Origin of the sequence: Nonlabens agnitus (assembly GCF_002994045.1) — a bacterium.
Lineage (GTDB): Bacteria > Bacteroidota > Bacteroidia > Flavobacteriales > Flavobacteriaceae > Nonlabens > Nonlabens agnitus.
In genome coordinates this window covers 1,261,088-1,281,295 of record NZ_MQUC01000003.1, presented here as the reverse complement: position 1 = coordinate 1,281,295, position 20,208 = coordinate 1,261,088, and the positions used below count along the sequence as shown (strand labels likewise).

Below are 20,208 nucleotides of genomic sequence, written 5' to 3'. Positions count from 1 at the left end.
TGAGCTATATACTTTGTTAGCAAACGTTTTTATCGATACTTTTTTATTTACTTAAGTTCCTATAGATTTTATCTAAACCTACTTTTATAAGTTTTGAGACTTTATCATTTTTATATATAAATTTAAAACTAACGGACTTAATTTATAATATAATCTAATAAAAGCTCTACCCCACATTGATTTTTTCAATTCTTCATCACGATATTTTCTGAAAGCTATGACTTCTTCTGAATATAAATCTTTATAACAGGCTGTTGCTATAAAACAGTTTGAATTATTTGATGAATTTTGCGACTCTATCAATTCTTTTGGCAATGCTGACTTCCAATATGTATTGAGGAACAAGGTAATGTTAGGTAAAAACTCGCTTGAACAGTACAATACTAGCTTTTGTACAGCACCTTGTTCATTCTCGTAATTTAAAGTTAATTTGTGGCCTTCATATTCTTCGGTATTTACAACCGTAAATTCATCTGCGATATGTCCAGTCAAAGAGCCAACTAAACCGAAAGCACTCTTTCCTAAAAGTTTTGCTTTATGTTTTAGAAACTCTTCTTTTACAAATACCAAATTATTATTTTCTTCAGTTTCGTAATCTAAAATATTCGTACGATGTATATGTGCACCAGCAAGTTCACGAGTTTCATCTCTTACTTTTTTACTAAAATATAAAGTTATTCCATCAATACTCGCTAAAAGTTGACAGACATATCCTAATTTTATGTATCCTTCAGGGTAAAATAACTTATCAAATTCTGGAATTCCAGAATCGTAATAAACTTGTGCTTGATGATGGTCGCCTACTTCAAATGTAGCAATAGCATCAAGCATATCATCATCTCCTTGAGAAAAAGTTTTCCCAGATAGATATATATTTTCGTTATTCAAACGTTTTTTTTCATCAATTAAATTTTAATATTTTCAGTAATAAAGTGATTAAACAAAGCTAAATCCATTTCCGTTTTTACTATATTTTATTTTTCTATCGATGAAATTTTCAGATTTTTTTGGATGTTTTATTGTAAACTCATCTGTTCCATTTCTTTCTATCAAATTTAATCTTCTATCTAAAATAATTTTTAAAAAATGATATCCAAATAATGCGCTGTAAATAAATCTCAAACTCCATTCGTCAAAAGAGATAGTCTGTAATTCCCAGCTCTTTCCTCCATAATTATATAGGTTAATTCGATTGTTATCATTCATTCTATCAAATGAATATTCTGAATGTGCAAACGCATTTCTTAATGAAGTATGAAATCCTTTTTTTATTACTTCCCAAATTTTTAAATTATTATTTTTGAAAACCTTCCGTATTTTGTCGATTATAAAGTCGTGCTTTCCCATCGGTGGAACTTTTACATTCCAGTCGTAATCCTCATTATTATTTAAGTGAGCTAAACGATATAGCTTTTTCAAAAACGATTTTGATTCCCAAACGTGAGAGTATACCATCAACTCGATATTCATTCTATACGAATTGTCGTCAGTTGAAAGCATTTCTTCTGGAAATGAATAATAATTTGTAAGAAATTCTGATAAAAATTCTATTCGTGTTGAATCTTGTTTACCATCAATTCTATAATCAATGCAAAAAGGATTAAAGTCAGCATTATCATTCTCCACATATTGAGCATCCGCTAAAAATAAAATGTAATTGCCTAAATTTTGAGTTTTGAGTTTGTCCAAAGATTCCTCAATACTTTCTTTAACTTCTTTGTCAATTACTGCAAATTGTTTTCTACTTATCATTTTTTTTCTAATGTTTGCTAACTAGTGTATAAACAAACCTAACCAATTTTTATTGCAAACTATCATCAGATGAGTTGGTTATCCAAACTTTTATTGGGAATCGCACATACCAATATTTTAGATGGTTATGAAACCTTTTTAATCTTAAACGTTTAATACCGGTTTTTAAGAAAGTTACTTCTTCCTACTGCAGCAGCGAAAGCTATACATCTATTCAACCAAAAAAAGCCCATTCAATTTGAATGGGCTTTTGAAATAGGGTAGTTGGATTGTTTTAATCCTCGCGCGAGTATTTCTCCATATAGCGTTCATACAGTTCCTTCTGGCGCGTGTCCAGTGAGACATCACGACCATCGATAAAGGCTCTGGTCAACTTATTGGTTCTCATGTCCAGCGCATTGCCTTCAGAGATAAATAGGGTCGCGCTCTTGCCTTGTTCCAGCGAGCCGTACTCCTTATCAATGCCCAAAATCTTGGCGGGATTCAGCGTCACCATCATCAACGCCTTCTCGATATCCAGCCCAAAACCCGCGACGGTGCCCGCATAAAAAGGCACGTTACGCACCTGGTGGCGTTCCATGCTACCTGAGTTTTCCAGACCTACCAAAACACCAGCATCGGCCAGCAGCTTCGGGAATTTGTACGGCATGTCATAATCCTCATCGTCTCTGGACGGCAAGCTGTGCACACGTGCGGCAAGTACAGGCACGCCAGCGGCAGCGATGTCTTTGGCGATCTTTTCAGATCCTTCTGCGCCTACCAGTACGAGATTGTTGGTCAGGTTGTTCGCTTTCGCGAAAGCGAGAACGTCAATCACCGCTTTCTCACCACTCACATGAACGTACATATTAGTCGTTCCTGCCATGGCCGTTCCCATCGCCTGTAGTTTTAAATCCACATTGTCTGGATTTTTAGTTTTGGCATAGGCCTTGGCCTTGTTGAGAAACAGGCGTAATTCTTCTACCTGCTCGTCATAATCCTTAGCCGGTTCGATAGGTCCATAGTTGGGCCAGGAACCAGAACGGGCAAAGCTGCGCGGCCAGTTCACGTGGATACCATCGTCCATGCGTACGGCGGCATCTTCCCAGTTCCAAGCGTCCATGTGCACCACACTGGATTTACCCGAAACACGACCACCACGTGGTGTGATCTGTGCCAGTAGTATCCCGTTGGGACGCATGGTTTCTACGATCTTACTTTCTGCATTGTAGGCGATAATGCTACGTATGTGCGGATTGTAGGTTCCTATCTCACGCTCGTCATCACTGGCACCTACAGCGTCAACCTCTACCAATCCCAGCGTCGTGTTTGCCGCGATCATTCCTGGATAGATATGTTTGCCGCTGGCATCGATCACTTCGCCTTTAGGTGCTGCGAGTCTCATAGTGGTGGCATCACCAACAATAGTCAACTTACCATCTTCAAATTCAATAACCGAATTCTCAATGACCTGACCGTTACCCAAATGTGCCGTACCATTCATGATACGCACGGCCGTTTTTTGCACGGGTGCCGGTGCCTGTTGTGCAAAGCCAGTCGCCGCGACGAGCAAGCTTGCGATATATATTAGTTTTTTCATTCTTTATAATTTACAAATCCAGTTTCCCAGATTCAGAATTTCTATATATGTTTTATTTCCTGTAATTCTTTGTAACAAACCAAACTTGATATTTCAAATTCAAATTCAAATTCAAATTCAGGTTCGAGTTCAAGTTCAAGTTCAAGTTCATCTGTTTACCATTCCAAAGTATCACAGTGGTATTCAGTCTTCTTAGATTGTTTAGGAGTTTGGGTTTTAAGTCCCTTATTTTTGGCCATGATCATCTCGTTGGACAATTGCTGACGCTCTTTCTGGACGGCAGCTCTCATTTGCTTGTCTTTTTCAATGTCAAAGAAAACGATCCCATCCACCATGGTGATTTGTGGTCTCGCTTGAACATCTAGTGGGTGCTTGTTCCACAACACAAGGTCTGCATCCTTTCCTTCCTTGATACTACCAGTACGGTCATCGATGTGTAAGAGTTTAGCAGGATTGAGTGTTACAAATTTCCAGGCTTCTTCCTCGCTAACATTACCATATTTAACGGCTTTGGCGGCTTCTTGATTCAAGCGGCGTGACATCTCGGCATCATCACTATTAAAAGCAGTTACAACGCCTTGAGAATGCATGATGGCACCGTTGTAAGGTATGGCATCGTTCACCTCGTACTTGTAGGCCCACCAGTCAGAAAAGGTAGAACCACCAGCACCGTGCGCAGCCATTTTATCGGCCAGTTTGTAGCCTTCCAAGATGTGCGTGAACGTGTTCAAGGTAAATCCATAGCGTTCTGCTACTTCCATCATCATGTTGATTTCTGTCTGTACATAAGAGTGACAGGTCACGTAGCGTTCGCCTTTCAAGATTTCAGAAAGGGTTTCCATTTCTTCATCATATCTAAAGCCATCTGTACCACGAGTTTTTTCGTATTCCTGCGCTCTGGTAAAGTAGTCCTCAAAAACTTGTTCGACACCCATTCGCGTTTGCGGGAAACGAATACCGTTATCATATCTGGATTGCTTTACGTTTTCGCCTAGAGCGAACTTGATAAATTTAGGAGAGTTGTCATAAATCATCTCGTCTGGCTTGTAACCCCATTTCAATTTGATGATGGCGCTGCGACCACCTATTGGGTTAGCAGATCCATGCAATAGTTGTGAGGTGGTAACGCCACCAGCTAGGTCACGATATAGGTTGATGTCTTCATGATCGACGACGTCCTCGATGGTAACTTCAGCCGTAGAGTTGTGGCCAGCTTCATTGACACCGCCATCAATACCTATGTGAGAGTGCTCATCAATAATACCACTAGTCAAGTGCATGCCGGTAGCATCAATCGTACGAGCACCACCAGCGCTTAGGTTAGTACCTACTTTTGAGATCTTACCGTTCTTTACCAAAACATCCATGTTTTCTACAATACCTTGATCTTCATTAGTCCAGACCGTGGCATTTTTATACAAAACAGTTTCTTGTGTTGGTTTTTTTGTCGAGCCAAAAGCAACATTAGGATAGGTGATAGGTCCTATTTCCATATTTGCCATGGCATCCTCATCTTCTTCTTTTTCGTCTTCATCATCTTTCTCAGATTCCTCACCCGATTTTATCGCAACAAAACTGCTTTCTGTTCCATTAGGTAAATACACTTTACCGTTGATTCTTGAAGTGTCATTAGTCAGTTTTAAGGTCCAGCGTGTGAAGGATTTGTCACTGGTATCTTTTTGAGAAGTGGTTACTGTGATCCATTCACCATTGCGCGCAATCTTGCTGCCTAATTTTGTACTGTCTTGTTTGACGGTGATTTTCTTAGCATCGCCACTGATATCGAAAGAGTAGCTTTCTCCCATCATCTGCACTGTGTAGTTTCCATCTGCATTGATGACACTGCGGTCTTTTAAGATATGCTTGGAACCTTGTACCCAGTTTTCAAAGATCTTGGTGTCCTTATTAAAAAGCTCACCGCTGGTTACTATAAAGTTGGCTAGTTTTCCTTTTTCCAAGGTTCCTACCATAGTTTCTGCTTTGATAATTTTTGCAGGAATGGTAGTTAAAGAAGCTAGTGCTTGTTCTTTAGTCAGACCGTACTCAATGGCCTTCATCAATTTTTCATTCAAATCTCCAGGAGATTTCAAACCGTGCGTTGTGATAGCATAGGTGATTCCTGCTTTAGAAAGCATCATAGGATTTGCAGGACCTTGTTTCCAGTCGCGCATATCAGCTAGGTTCACGTACCATTCCTGATAAGGATCTGTGGTGTCGTAGGCATCTTCAAAATTGATGGGTAAGATCAATTGTGCGTTTGTGGCTTTGATATCGTCCACCATTTCATAAGCGTCTTCACCACCTATAATGACAAATTGTTTACCAACACGGTCACCTAGCTTATCGGCTCTCAAGATATTTTTCTTATCGCCAGCTTCTATATATTGAACTAGATTCTTGGTAGCGTTTAAAGCTTCAAGAGAACGGTCTTTGGTTTTGGAGTTTCCTTTGGCATACCAGTCGGCATCAAAATGCGACTGGCGCAACAACGCCATCGTGCCCATAAGCGAAGTAGGGTAGGACTGGTTCGTTTGACGACTGCGGTCAAAAGAGTAGTAAGCGCCATTTTTGTTGATCAAAATACGCTCAGAATCATTACCGTTGTTATTCAAGGCCACTAACATACCAGTACCTCTTGCAATACCATCATGTAAATGGGTTTGAACCGCACCGTAACCGGCTTCCATCATTTTTTCGGCGGCCTTACTGTCGTACTCGTAAAAATCTATGGCATTCTGCTCTGGTCGTATATGGTCATTCCAGTAAAAACCTTCACGGCCTTCATCATATTGTTGACCTCCACGAGATGCTCTTTCTGGAGTTTTCATTCCAAAGTCTCCATATGCTTCCACAAAAGAAGGATAGATATAGGTTCCTGCAGCATCTTCTACTAGAGTGCCTTCTGGGATCTTGATGTTTTTGCCTATTTCAACGATTTTTCCATCCTTGATGAGAATAGAGGCATTCTCCATCTGTTTTCCTGGGCTGGTGATGATAGTGGCGTTTGTAATGGCTCTAGTGGCACTACTCACGGCAGATATGTCATCATTGTTTGGGAAATACTCTTGAGCAGTAGCGGTAAAAGCCACCACCGTTAAGAGCGAAAAAAGTATTTTTTTCATGTATAAATGATTTATTTAAGCTTTAAAGATAGCAATCTGATCACAATTAAATAGGTGATCTCATTGTGAACTAATCCGTGGTTAGAATTTCCTACAAAACGAATATGGCGGTTACCATTGAAGATTGACGATAGTGGATTAATGATTTTAGATTTTTGATTTGATCTCTGTCATGCTGAATTTATTTCAGCATCCTTCTATTGAAGAGCTTATACTAATTCAGTTCAAGCTGAGCAAAACCTTATTACTCCTGAAAATCTCCAGACCACACCCTTTCAGAAAGCAAGAAATCATTTATAATAATTGACCAGCAAGGCTACCACATAAGAATACGTCCGCATCCCATCTGGCTGATTGTTAGCCTGTAAATACGTATTGTAACTGGCCTGAGAAACTTTCTCGATCACATTGTCATCATACGGCCCCCAGAAATCGTCCAGTTCTTTATAGTTCTTAAAAATCCCAGGTGTTATTTCGGGTCTCAAAAGTTCAAAGGCTTCAGGATCTTTAAGGTATAAATCGTTAAGGCAATAGCGCAAGGCAAAAATACTCGCACTGTACTGAAAGTATGGATCTACATGCTTCATACCCGCAATCACCGCGATAAAGTTGGCCTCATTTTCTTTTGCAAATCCCAATTGATGCGACATTTCATGCAGAATCAGAACTGGTGTTTTGTAATTGTTGATATAGCCATTGGTTTGCGCCTCGCCAGTCATGGGATTGAGATAACCGCTGTAGCCCATATACGTGAGCGGTAACGTGAGCAAGGATTTTTTTATACTGTTGGGTCCATAGGTCAATGATGGATCAACGGATCCTAGATTTTCAAATCCAGAAGGCGCCAGCTCAAATAAATCGGCTTGAGATCTTTTGAAATCAACCGCTAGACTATCTTGAGATTGCAGTTGTTTGTGCAGCTCGTTTGACGTGTACACTAGTTGTCGCGTCACTTTCAGCAATTCCTCATCGGTGTAGGTAGATTCCAGTTCCAGAATCTTATGGAGCGGTTGACGGTAATAATTCAAACCCCAAGCTGCATGAAAAAACGCCAGTACAACATTAAGAGTCACAAATAGCTGGGTATATCGCTTTCGCGAAAGCGTCACAACCTCTTTAAAATGTACGATCAACCACCTAACGGCGAGCAGAATAACCAATACATAAAAAACATCTCCAAAAGAAAACGGAATCCAACCCAATCCAAAACGCATGGCGCGGCCTATGTATGGATAGATGCCCGTACTATACCAGCGCTCCACAATTTCTGGAAAGTGGCGCAGTGCGCGATACATTATAATTTGTACTACCAATAAAGTGATGGAAAGTAAGAGCGGCAGCCATTTTTTCATACTGGCTAAATTACTTTTTAATCTTCTATTTTAACAGGTATTGGGCCGCCATGTCTAACAAAGCCGCCACCTATTTCTTCAACATTAACATCCAGCTCATCCATAGTGCTTATGCGGGAAATGTTTACATCGATAGTCTCTGTATTGGATAAACGTACATTAATAGAGCCGTCTTCATTTACGGGCAGATTAGGCACGGTGGCATGAGTATTATTACTTAGCATTGTTGCGCTTAAAATAGATAGATTGAGTGCAATAACACCTAACATGCTTTTAGTAAACAGGTCATTTTTGAACATAAGATTGTGGTTTTTTAGAATTTGGATATGGATTGTTCTACAATTGGTATTCCAATTTTCTATCTGTTTACTTTTTTCCCGACCTTTGAATCAAAACCTACTACATGAACATCGTCCTGTCTGACTTTAACCTGCACACGCCATTACTGCCATTTACCTTTACACGTCCTACATCTCATATAAGATGCGGGATTCTTACCATGGCACAGCGTTGGGAAAAGATGCTGGAACAACCAGTGAGTTATCAGACAGAAGATTATTTACAAACTAAATATCCGCTTACAGAAACAGACGATAACCTCGTGGTTGCCGGACACATCTTTGCAACCAAAAAGTTAACGCAAGCCATTCTAAATTTAGAAATAGGGCAGAAGCTCATGGGCGGCAATCATGTGATTGCCTACCGGGCAGCAAAAATCCATACACCAACCATAGAGCTCACTCAGGTTTTGTTTACAGATGAAGAAGTCGATGGCATCTTTAATACCTGGGATATTTTCTCTAAAAACGGAAAAGCACTTCAAGCTGACTTTGACCTGATCACCAATGGTCGAAAATCGCAAGCTATTCCAGACAGCGTTCAGACAGTAAATCCTGAGAACATATTCCTGGAAGAAGGCGCCGTCGCTCAGTTTTGTATTCTAAATGCCTCTACAGGTCCTATTTATTTAGGTAAAGACAGCGAGGTCATGGAAGGCAGTATCATACGCGGTGGTTTTGCATTGTGTGAACATAGCGCAACCAAATTAGGAACTAAAGTCTACGGACCAACAACTGTTGGACCACATTCTAAAATAGGTGGCGAGGTGAACAATTCGGTGATTTTTGGATATTCCAATAAAGGTCATGAAGGATTTTTGGGTAACAGTGTGCTAGGCGAGTGGTGTAATCTGGGAGCAGATACCAATACCAGCAACCTCAAAAACAATTATGCCGAAGTCAAATTATGGAATTATGAAACCGGTCGCTTTGCACCAACCGGCTTGCAGTTTTGCGGCCTTGTGATGGGCGACCATTCAAAATGTGGCATCAATACTATGTTCAATACGGGAACCGTGATAGGTGTAAGTGCCAATATCTATGGCGCTGGATATCCACGTAATTTCATCTCGAGTTTTTCTTGGGGTGGACCACAGGGAACCATGACTTACAAACCATCCAAAGCCTATGAGGTGGCCGATGTCGTCATGAAACGCCGTGGTCTATCACTGGAGCAAATCGATATTGATATTCTGGACGCTGTGTTTGAAAAAACGAGCAAATATCGCAAGGACTAATCTGCTCTTACATAGCGCTCACCGCAAGCTTCTATACATTGATAGGTCACCGTTAACTCTCCAGTTGCTTCATCCAATTCATAGCTAGCGGTACAATCTTCTAGGCTAAATTCCTTGGCATCAGGATTCCATTCTGCGACAGTGCCTTCCTTGAAGTTGTTTCCTATACAAACGTTTTGGTTGGAGATGACCGTGCCGTAAGCAGTAAAAAGTAGGGTTTTGTCGCTCTCAACCTTGCGATAGGTGGCGTTACCGTCGCCTATGTCACTCATGGATTCTGATAATTTCCAGGCTCCAACAACATCATTATCAACGGCTGCATCATTGCAGGCAACGGTCAAAACAATCGCTAGTAAAAAATAGGCGTACTTCATAATCGATTTTTAATTTATCTGTGGTGGGACGATCTAGCTTTTAGAATATCCTTATTTTAGGTGTTTTGTCTAAAATTATGAAATACCTATCAACTCTCGCGTGTTATCTGATGGTTTTGAATTTCGCTTTCGCGAAAGCGAACTCCCAACAACCACCTCAACAATTTAAAGGCTTTTATGACTTCACCTATGACGATAGCAAGGGAACCATCCTGCTGGAAGTCAAAGATTTGGACAAGGAGTTTTTATACGTCCATTCTTTGTCTACAGGATTGGGATCCAACGAAATAGGTCTGGATCGCGGACAGTTGGGCGATGGAGTGGTCGTGAAATGGGTCAAGGCAGGAAACAAATTGCTGCTCGTGCAACCCAACCTAAAATACCGCGCCATTACAGATAATGATGAAGAGCGCCAGTCTGTAGAAGAGGCTTTTGCACGATCTGTACTCTACGGTTTTGAGATCAAAAATGACAAGAAAGAAAAGACTGCAAAGGAAACTAATTACACGATCGACCTGACACCATTTTTGCTGGAAGACGCTCATGGAGTAGTGGACCGACTTAAATCCCGTAATGAAGGTTCGTATAAAATCGATAAATCGCGCAGTGCCCTTTGGATGGAAAATACCAAGGCATTCCCTAAAAACGTTGAGTTTGAAGCGATGCTCACCTTTACCGGCGAGCCTAAAGGTCGCAATTTGCGAAGTGTGGCGCCAGATGCGAATAGCGTCACAGTCATCCAACACCACAGCTTTGTGGAATTACCAGACGATGGTTTTGAACCTAGAGCCTTTCATCCACGATCTGGATCATTTTACACAAGTTATATGGATTATAGCAGCTCTATAGGAACACCTATGGAAAAACGCTGGATCACCAGACATAGATTGGAAAAGAAGAATCCGCAGGCAGCTGTGAGTGAAGCCGTAGAGCCTATCATCTACTATCTGGATCCAGGAACGCCAGAACCAGTGCGCAGTGCGCTGCTGGAAGGTGCCAGCTGGTGGAATCAGGCCTATGAAAGCGCTGGCTATTTCAATGCCTTTCAGGTCAAAATGCTACCAGCAGACGCAGATCCTATGGACCTGAGGTACAATTTGATCCAATGGGTACACCGCAGTACACGTGGCTGGAGTTATGGTGGCTCCATCACAGATCCACGAACGGGTGAGATCCTCAAAGGACACGTGAGTCTAGGTAGTTTACGTATACGCCAGGACTATATGCTCGCTCAAGGAATGTTGGAGGCGCCTTTTGCCAATGGAAAAGAATCTCCAGAAATGCTCAAAATGGCTTTGGCGCGAATACGTCAATTGGGTGCTCATGAAGTAGGTCACACGTTGGGTTTTGCACATAACTACGCGGCAAGCGTGAGTGATCAATCTAGTGTGATGGATTATCCGCATCCTAAATATGACTTGGTGAATGGTAAAATCTCCTTGGCAGATGCGTATGATACCGGCATAGGCGAATGGGATAAGTTGACTGTTCAATATTCTTATGGAACACCTGAAGAAAATGAGACTGAAAACGACTTTTTGTTGAGAATTATCAAAAAGGCAGAATATGAAAATCTCCAATTCATTAGTGACAGCGATGCAAGAGCGGCTAGTGGCGCGCATGCAGATGCGCATCTATGGGATGGCGGCGAGGACGCCGTCGAAGAGCTCAATCGTATGATGCAAATTCGTAAAGTGGCGATGGAGCAATTCGGTTTAGATAATATTCCGGCTGGGCAACCCTTAAGTGTTTTGGAAGATGTTTTTGTACCGGTTTATTTTTCGCATCGCTATCAGGTAGAGGCTGCATCCAAGGTGATAGGAGGCATGCGTTATTCTTATGCCATAAAAGGTGATGCCAATTTTGAATACGTCTCCAAAAAGGAGCAGGTAGCAGCACTGGAAGCCTTATTGGCAACGCTAGAACCAGAAAACCTTAGAATCCCAGATGATTTATTATCCTATTTTCCTCCACGTGCTTATGGATATAATAGAGATCGTGAAAGTTTTAAATCAGAGACTGGAGTAGCTTTTGATCCCATTGCCGCAGCTGTCACCAGCGCCGAAGTCACTATAGACTTCATGCTTAACGCTACCCGATTGAATAGAATCGCACAACAAGGTATTTATGGTAAAAACCTGGAATTAGGTGACATGATGAACCAATTAACGGATCAGATATTTGATGCTAAAACTTCTGGTGATTATGAAATTTTAATTGCCAGACGTTTACAGGAACTGTATCTGAGTAAACTTTTGATAGCAAATAATTCCAGCCAGCTGAATCTTAATGTGGAGTCAAAAGTCAAGAAACAAATCGATGCTATTAACAGTCGCCTGCTGGGTTCCAAAGATGATCACGATGTAGTTTTGCACGACATGATAAAGACTGCGCAAGACCATCCCGAAAACATCAAGGCGATTCCAGTGATGGATATTCCTGACGGTAGTCCTATAGGGAGTTGTGGTATGTAATCACTATAAATTATTTATCGTCATTCCTGCCCCAAACAAGTTGAGTTCCCAGAATGGCAGCGCAAAGCACAATCCCTAAAACAGAAACACCTGGCCAGCCATAGTTGTCCCATGCGATGGAAGCACATAAGGTTCCCAACGCACCACCCACAAAAAACCCTACCATATAAATGGTATTGATTCTGTTTCTAGCGTCTTTGTTTTTTGAGAAAATGATATTCTGATTGGTAATATGCAGGGCTTGCATTCCAAGATCGATTAGTACTACGCCTATAATCAATCCTAGGATAGAATTACCAGAGAAATAAAACAGTATCCAAGAAATCAATAGAATAATACTTGCCGATAAGATGATGTAATACTTATTCATGGTATCGTTCAACTTACCAGTTACTGTGGCACCCATGGCGCCTACAACACCTATGAGCCCAAAATACCCAGCAACATCACTGCCGTATCCAAAAGAGTCTTCCAGCAGGAATACCAAGGTGGTCCAAAAGACACTTATTGCGGCAAAACCTAGGCCGCCGCGTAAGGCGGCAACGCGTACGGTTGGCTCTGTCTTGAAATAATGAGCGATGGATCTGAATAAGCTTAGATAGCTTCCTTCATAGGTTGGATTTAATTTTGGGAGCTTAAAGTGCAGGAGAATAAAAAGCAAAACCATCAAACCAGCGGCGATGTAAAAGATGGCTCGCCATCCAAAATATTCACCGACAACACCACTAATAGTACGGCTGGCCAGTATCCCGATGAGCAAACCGCTCATAACGATGCCTATGGCACGGCCACGATGGGCTTCTTCCGACAACCGTGCCGCCATGGGAACAAACAATTGCGGAATCACAGAAGCAAATCCTATGACAAAGCTGCTAGCAATAAGAATGTAGATATTGCTAGCAACAGCGGTAACCAATAAGGAAATCACTAAAATGAGAAAGTCGTATTTTAGAATGAGCTTGTTGGAAAATTTGTCGCCTAAAGGAATGATGATCAGTAATCCTGCCGCATAACCCAACTGTGTGGCTAATGCCACGTTACTAGCTGAAGCCTGAGAAACGCCTAAATTTTGCGATATCAAATTCAACAGCGGCTGATTGTAATAAATATTTGCCACCACGAGACCGGCAGAAATACTCATTAAGTAAAGAACGGTATTGCTTAGTTTAGGTTCTGCAGTTACGTTTTGATTCATAGCCTGCAAAGTTGCGTGCTTTTATGCTTTGGTAGTGGTAAGATTTAGTGAAAAAGAATTTACTACTCTGTTCTGTTTTTCCTGCCTTCGACAAGAATTTACTTTGTTATTGTACATAAAATCCTAGCGTTGAATGGCAGCTTCTGCGCATCGTTCACCATCCATGGCGGCGCTTACAATACCACCGGCATATCCACCACCTTCACCACAAGGAAAGAGATTGGAAATCTGTGGATGCTCCAGAGTGTCATTTCTAGGAATTTTGACCGGTGAAGAAGTTCTGGATTCTACTCCTACAATATTGGCTTCGTTAGTATTGTAACCATGCATTTTATGTCCAAAGGCTTCAAAACCTTTACGCAATCGGCTGCCTAAATGTTTGGGTAATAAACTATGTAAGGGCGCACTGACTAATCCTGGCTGATATGAACTTTCATTAAGTTGAGGCGAGAGTTTACCATCAACAAAGTCCGTCAATCGTTGTGCAGGTGCGGTTTGGGTTCTCCCACCAGCCGTGAAGGATGTGCGTTCCAGACTTTTTTGAAACTCAAGACCAGCAAGCGCACCATGATGCGCAAAGGACCTCAAATCTTCATCGGCATTTATTTCTACGACAATACCAGAGTTGGCAAACTTGTTATTTCTTCTTGATGGTGACATACCGTTAACGACTACCTCTCCAGCTTCAGTAGCTGCTGGGACGATAAATCCACCGGGACACATACAAAAGGAGTAAACACCACGGCCTTTTACTTGTTGGACAAGGCTGTAGGCCGCTGCTGGCAATAAGTCCGGCCGCTCCATACCGCAGTTGTATTGTATGGAGTCGATAATGTGTTGTGGATGTTCCACACGCACGCCCATTGCAAACGACTTTGCCTCAATAGCAATATTTTTTTTATGCAGTAATTCAAAAATATCGCGAGCAGAATGGCCTGTGGCGAGAATAACTTTCTCCACTTTCATTTCACGATTATCGTCTAGAATCAAAGTTTTGATGTGATCCTTTTGGATGACAAAATCAGTTACCTTGGTTTCAAAATGTATCTCACCACCGTAATTCAATATGGTTTCCCTAATGCGCTTGATAATTTTAGGTAGCTTGTTCGTTCCTATATGTGGATGGGCATCTACCAATATCTCATTGGTCGCACCGTGAAACACTAGATTTTCAAAGATGCGTCTCACATCACCGCGTTTTAAACTGCGCGTGTAGAGCTTGCCATCACTATAGGTTCCAGCGCCACCTTCTCCAAAACAATAGTTGGAATCACCATTGACGACATGATCTTGATTGATGGCCTTGATGTCGCGCCGGCGTTTTTGAACATCCTTGCCACGTTCCAGCACCACAGGTTTGTAACCCAACTCAATGCAACGCAAAGCGGCATACATTCCTGCAGGTCCAAAGCCTATGATATGAATTTCGCTTGCACTGGAAACATCTTTATAATCAAAGTGATACTCAGATTCCTTAGGAAGCTCTTCATTAATGTAAACCGCTAGTTTGTAATTGAATACAACGATTTTTTTACGCGCATCAATAGACTTGCGCAATATGACGACACCAGTAATATTGGATACATCCTCATCTAAAAAAGCCGCAGCTCTTTTTTTGATATCAGGATCCTGTTGTTCTTCAGGCAATGTGACGCGCAGTTGTATCTCTTTGATCATGGCGCAAATTTATGGATAAAGCGGTGGATAAAGTTTGCATTCAGGCGATTTCAGATGTCTAGATATTCTGACACAAACCTTATTTTTAAGATTATGAAATCAACTTTCCTTTTTATGCTTATGGCCATTGGTACCAGTGCCCAGCAAACCTATTTTCCAGAGCGTCATGCTATCTGGCAGCAAATCTCAGTTCAAGATGCTGGAATGGATCCAGAAAAGCTGGATGATGTTATCGCTTTCGCGAAAGCGAACGAATATTCAGGCTCTAGGGACTTGCGCATTGCCATTTTGGACGGTTTTAAATCAGAACCATTCCATGAGATTTTAGGTCCTACCAAAAAACGTGGCGGTCCTGCCGGCATGATTCTAAAGAATGGGAAATTGGTAGCAAGTTGGGGCGACACTAAGCGTGTAGACATGACATTTTCAGTGACCAAAAGTTTCCTATCCACGGTTGCTGGACTCGCTGTGGATGATGGATTGATCAAAAATGTCAATAACACGGTAGCTGATTATGTATGGGACGGCACCTTTGCGGGAAGGCATAATTCCCAAATCACATGGAGACAATTATTACAGCAAAATAGCGCCTGGCAAGGAACCTTGTATGGCGGTAAGGACTGGGCAGACCGGCCACCACGAGATGGTGATGTGGATGACTGGCAATATGCAGCGCCTGCCACGCCTGGTACCGTCATGGAATACAACGATGTGCGTGTCAATGTGCTGGCCTATAGTTTACTACAAGTTTTAAGAGAGCCGCTGCCACTTGTGCTAAGAAACAGAATTATGGACAAGATAGGCGCTTCTAGATCCTGGCGCTGGTACGGTTATGATGACGCATGGGAAACGATCGACGGTCTGCAAATGAAGAGCGTTACTGGCGGAGGCCACAGCGGTGCTGGTTTGTTTATCAATACTGAAGATATGGCGCGATTTGGTTTACTGTTTTCCAATAACGGTAAGTGGAAGAACGAACAACTGATCTCCAAAGAATGGATAAAGATGGCCACAACTTCTTCCACACCAGAGCCTAATTACGGTTTTATGTGGTGGCTCAATGCAGATGGCAAACGACAATGGGATGGCGTGGATAAAGAGGTGTTTTATGCCGCTGGTTTTGGCGGGAATTTTATCGTGGTAGATCGTAAGAATGACCTAGTGGTTGTCACCAGGTGGCTTGAGCCCAGTAAGATTGGTGCGTTCATGAAATTATTGAATGCTACTTTGTGATAATTGGCCGAGTTTCTGAAGAATTCTTTTCTTGCGATTTCCTTGATCTTGATATTTTATCATGATATAAACTCTGAAAGATATCACAGTCCAGACGAGAATAGCAATCGCGGTATTTATTTAAAATTTAAAGCCACGTGGATCAATGATTTTTATTAAGACACATTTACCCTTGTAAAATTTATATTTTAGGTGGTTAAATCTAAATATTTCAAAATTAGTAATTGTGGGAATTTCAATTTAGTGAAAGCGACCTAATAAGAGATATATGGATCTCCATTATCGTCATATTGTAACTCTATGTAATGCTCAACAAGCTTTTGCTTACTTACATCATTATAAGCTGATGATGACGTTCTACTGATATATATGTACTCTGGCACGCCAGGATTGTAAAAATATTGATAATAATTATTATCGAAAATTTTGAGATCTATCCCGTCGCGGTCGTGTTCGGGAACATTATTTTTGTCCAGTAATATTTCTAAAACACGACCTATATCTTGAGGATTGAGACGCGACTCCTGGCGCAGGATGCAAAAACCGTTTTTTGTATCTACCTCTTCAAAGGTTATTGTGGCATCAGCCTTAATCTTAGTATTTGTCAGGTGATGATCTACTTCATCTTCGTACATGATGGGTACATCTGTTTCAAACTGTACTCCCAAAGGGAAATGGAAATACTGCAACTCTGGCACTAAGAATTGCTCTATCCCTTCTTTTGAAGTAAATGCCATTAAGTATTGTTGCAATTGTGATTCCACCATATTAAACTTATTGGGATATTTTTCTTTCAACATTCGTATTATTTCATCCCAGATAATTTTGAGTCCTTCGCTTATCTCCTTCCAATTGACGATCCCGGTAAAGACTCCCAATTCATTGGTAGTATATTTTACATTATTAAAATTGAGCTTTTCGATTTCGTTCCACACTGAATCATTGTCATTCAGCGCATTAATAAAATTGAATGATGAATCTTCTACTAATGTTTTTTTGTGTGTCCAGTCTATCGTGTAACTTGTGGCTGTACTATCCACGACTTTAAAATTGGCCAGATATGATGTGGAGTCTTTAGATTGTTCTAAATTATTTTGCCAATTAGTCTCTACCTTGGAAATTTTATAATCATAACTGTCTCCAATAGACCAATAGGCTATGAACGCAATTGATGTACTATCTGTTATAACTTCATCTTGCTGTGCCCACAATGGTGAGATCCAGAAAAGTAAGGTAAAAAGAACGGCAGTGGTTCGCATAATTATCGGTTGAAATCAAATATATTATGCTTTACGCAATTTGCACACAGTTAATAATAATTTAAATACTATTTATTTTATCTAGTTGCTTTTCACATGAATCAAGTTCGTTTGCATAAAAATAAAAAATGCCCTCTCAATTTTGAAAGGGCATTTCCATTTGATACAATTTTAGATCAATCGTTTTTGACGTCATAACGATCCAGCATCATGACTTTGTCCCAAGCTTTGACAAAGTCGTGCACAAATCGCTCCTGTGCATCATCAGTGGCATAAACCTCTGCTATGTTGCGCAGCTGTGCGTTGGAGCCAAAAACAAGATCGCATCGTGTCGCGGTATATTTGGTCTCGCCGTTCGCTCTGCTATTGATGTCAAAGAGCATTTTGCTGGAACTCTTAGGCTTCCATTCATAGTCCATACTGGTAATGACTTGGAAAAAGTCGTTTGTCAATTGTTCTGGTCTTTCTGTGAAAACACCATGTTTAGAGTGATCAAAATTTTGATCCAGCACACGCAAACCACCTACTAAAACGGTCCATTCTGGAGCACTTAAATTCAACAATTGAGCTCTATCCAAGAAGATGCGCTCTGAAGATGTGTGATAACCTACTTTGTTGTTATGGTAGTTTCTAAATCCATCAGAAACAGGTTGTAACCAGTCAAAGCTTTCCACATCTGTCAGCTCTTGAGTCGTATCCATACGTCCAGGAGTAAAAGGTACTTTTACATGAGTACCAGCATCATTAGCTGCTTTTTCAATAGCGACGCAACCTCCTAAAACGATAAGATCTGCAAGTGAAACTTTTTTATTACCAGACTGACTGGAGTTGAAGTTATTTTTAATTTCCTTTAATTTTTGGAGCACTTGATTTAATTCTGCTGGACGATTGACTTCCCAGTTATTCTGTGGTTCTAGTGCAATACGAGCACCATTAGCGCCACCGCGCTTATCAGAATGACGATATACTGCGGCAGAGGACCAAGCTGCAGATACCAATGCCGAAATACTGAGTCCACTGGCTATTATCTGATTCTTTAAGTCTTCTATGTCGCGATCATTGACCAGTTCATGATCCAAAGCCGGAACAGGATCTTGCCATAACAAGTCTTCTTCTGGAACCTCTGGACCTAGATAACGATCTTTAGGTCCCATGTCGCGGTGCGTTAGTTTGTACCAAGCTTTAGAAAAGGCTGTCGTGAAATAGTCAAAATCGCTCATGAATTTCTCACAAACCTTGCGATACTCTGGATCCACTTTAAGCGCGATATCTGAGGTCATCATCATCAAGTCGTCCATCTTGCCATCAATGTGGGCATCTGGAGTTTTAGGAGCGTCAGGATCTATAGGTGTCCACTGACCTGCACCGGCTGGACTTTTCTTTTGCTTCCAATCATACTTAAATAGATTGATCAAATAATCATTATCCCAATTGGTTGGGTTAGGCGTCCATGAACCTTCAATACCGTTGGTACTGGTAAACTCTGCATTTCCTGTTCCCACTGGATTATGCCATCCAAAGCCTTGTTCTTCAATACCAGCGGCTTCTGGAGCAGCACCTATTTTTTCTGCCGGCACGGCACCATGACTTTTACCAAATGCGTGTCCACCTGCAATTAGGGCAACTGTTTCTTCATCATTCATAGCCATGCGCTTGAATGATTCTCTAATATTACGAGCACTATCCGTAGGATCCATGTTACCGCCTGGACCTTCTGGGTTTACATAAATCAAATTAGAGTGCGTCGCTGCAAGTGGGTTTTCAAGATCGTGATATTCTTCTTTAGGTCCACCTACCCAGCGCAAGTTAGCATTCACCATTTCACCTGGATGACCCTTACGATCTCCACCTGTTTGTGATTCATCAAAAGGTTTTCCATCCCAAAATTCTGGTCCCCAATAGGTACTGCGATCTGGTTCCCACGCATCACGACGACCACCTGCAAAACCAAAAGTTGGAAAGTTCATGATTTCTAGGGCACAGTTACCTGTTAGGATGATCAAATCAGCCCAGGAAAGAGCAGATCCGTATTTTTTCTTAATAGGCCACATCAGTCTACGTGACTTATCAATATTACCATTGTCCCACCAGGAATTGATAGGAGCAAAACGCTGCATTCCTTGTGCGGCGCCGCCACGACCGTCTGCGATGCGGTAGGTACCAGCAGAGTGCCAGGCCATACGAATCATTTGAGGACCGTAGTTGTTGTAATCTGCAGGCCACCAGTCTTGAGAATCTGTTAGAGCATTTTTAATGTCTTTCTTTAATTCTTGAAAATCGATCTGGTTGAATTTCTCTTTATAGTCTTCATCGCTTAAGGGATTCGATATGGGTTGTTCCTGGTGTAATAGATCAACTTGTAATCGGTTGGGCCACCAGTCGTCTGTTCTAGGTGCAGAGCCTATAGCACCACCAATTCTGGTACCACGAAAAGGACATTTCTCTAAGTTCTCTGGGTTGTCAATGTGTTTCATTAAAAAGGTTTTTCAATTAGTAAAATGGCAAGAAACAAGATGAAATTTATCGCTTCAAAGGGATTGAAGCTTCTTGAAATCAAGCTATGCTTGTAAAGTTAGAGGATCATCACTAGTTTGAAAACCTTCAAATGCCAAATT

14 protein-coding genes are annotated in these 20,208 nt (G+C 41.3%); 3 read left to right on the top strand and 11 right to left on the bottom strand.

Annotated features, from left to right (window positions below; all coding sequences use genetic code 11):
• Positions 1-84: 84 nt before the first annotated feature.
• The 6 genes from BST86_RS05920 to BST86_RS05895 form a co-directional block, all read right to left on the bottom strand.
• Positions 85-888 (bottom strand): CFI-box-CTERM domain-containing protein, encoded by an 804-nt coding sequence (locus tag BST86_RS05920; RefSeq protein ID WP_105982460.1) that lies wholly within the window; start codon positions 886-888, stop codon positions 85-87.
• 48 nt (positions 889-936) lie between these two features.
• Positions 937-1,752 carry a hypothetical protein gene (locus tag BST86_RS05915; RefSeq protein WP_105982459.1) on the bottom strand — a complete coding sequence of 272 codons (816 nt, stop codon included), beginning with the start codon at positions 1,750-1,752 and terminating at the stop codon, positions 937-939.
• Positions 1,753-2,026: 274 nt separating this feature from the next.
• Entirely contained in the window at positions 2,027-3,331 is a 1,305-nt protein-coding gene (locus BST86_RS05910; protein WP_105982458.1) for an amidohydrolase family protein, read from the bottom strand.
• 155 nt (positions 3,332-3,486) lie between these two features.
• Positions 3,487-6,453, bottom strand: a complete 2,967-nt coding sequence (locus tag BST86_RS05905; RefSeq protein WP_105982457.1) for an amidohydrolase family protein — start codon at positions 6,451-6,453, stop codon at positions 3,487-3,489.
• A 290-nt stretch (positions 6,454-6,743) separates the two neighbouring features.
• Positions 6,744-7,805: a DUF3810 domain-containing protein gene (locus tag BST86_RS05900; RefSeq protein WP_105982456.1), complete on the bottom strand. Its 1,062-nt coding sequence runs from the start codon at positions 7,803-7,805 to the stop codon at positions 6,744-6,746.
• Positions 7,806-7,822: 17 nt separating this feature from the next.
• Positions 7,823-8,029: a hypothetical protein gene (locus BST86_RS05895; protein WP_242446473.1), complete on the bottom strand. Its 207-nt coding sequence runs from the start codon at positions 8,027-8,029 to the stop codon at positions 7,823-7,825.
• A 179-nt stretch (positions 8,030-8,208) separates the two neighbouring features.
• Between BST86_RS05895 and BST86_RS05890 the strand changes: the two genes are divergently transcribed.
• Positions 8,209-9,381, top strand: a complete 1,173-nt coding sequence (locus BST86_RS05890; RefSeq protein WP_105982454.1) for a GlmU family protein — start codon at positions 8,209-8,211, stop codon at positions 9,379-9,381.
• Here BST86_RS05890 and BST86_RS05885 read toward each other — a convergent pair.
• Positions 9,378-9,755, bottom strand: coding sequence for a hypothetical protein (locus BST86_RS05885; protein ID WP_105982453.1), 378 nt, complete (start codon positions 9,753-9,755; stop codon positions 9,378-9,380). The genes BST86_RS05890 and BST86_RS05885 overlap by 4 nt on opposite strands.
• A 77-nt stretch (positions 9,756-9,832) precedes the next feature.
• Between BST86_RS05885 and BST86_RS05880 the strand changes: the two genes are divergently transcribed.
• The gene (locus tag BST86_RS05880) at positions 9,833-12,229 is read left to right on the top strand and encodes a zinc-dependent metalloprotease (protein WP_105982452.1); all 2,397 of its coding nucleotides are present in this window, start codon (positions 9,833-9,835) and stop codon (positions 12,227-12,229) included.
• 10 nt (positions 12,230-12,239) lie between these two features.
• On the opposite strand, the gene BST86_RS05875 is transcribed toward BST86_RS05880, so the two are convergent.
• Positions 12,240-13,424: an MFS transporter gene (locus tag BST86_RS05875; RefSeq protein WP_105982451.1), complete on the bottom strand. Its 1,185-nt coding sequence runs from the start codon at positions 13,422-13,424 to the stop codon at positions 12,240-12,242.
• A 123-nt stretch (positions 13,425-13,547) separates the two neighbouring features.
• Entirely contained in the window at positions 13,548-15,101 is a 1,554-nt protein-coding gene (locus BST86_RS05870) for an NAD(P)/FAD-dependent oxidoreductase (RefSeq protein ID WP_105982450.1), read from the bottom strand.
• 93 nt (positions 15,102-15,194) lie between these two features.
• Between BST86_RS05870 and BST86_RS05865 the strand changes: the two genes are divergently transcribed.
• Complete coding sequence (locus BST86_RS05865; RefSeq protein ID WP_197709222.1) at positions 15,195-16,334, top strand: serine hydrolase domain-containing protein; 1,140 nt, start codon at positions 15,195-15,197, stop codon at positions 16,332-16,334.
• 254 nt (positions 16,335-16,588) lie between these two features.
• Here the strand turns inward: BST86_RS05865 and BST86_RS05860 are convergent, their stop codons facing one another.
• Positions 16,589-17,593 carry a hypothetical protein gene (locus BST86_RS05860; protein WP_105982448.1) on the bottom strand — a complete coding sequence of 335 codons (1,005 nt, stop codon included), beginning with the start codon at positions 17,591-17,593 and terminating at the stop codon, positions 16,589-16,591.
• A gap of 176 nt (positions 17,594-17,769) precedes the next feature.
• Positions 17,770-20,067 carry a catalase/peroxidase HPI gene (gene katG / locus BST86_RS05855; protein WP_105982447.1) on the bottom strand — a complete coding sequence of 766 codons (2,298 nt, stop codon included), beginning with the start codon at positions 20,065-20,067 and terminating at the stop codon, positions 17,770-17,772.
• Positions 20,068-20,208: the final 141 nt, after the last annotated feature.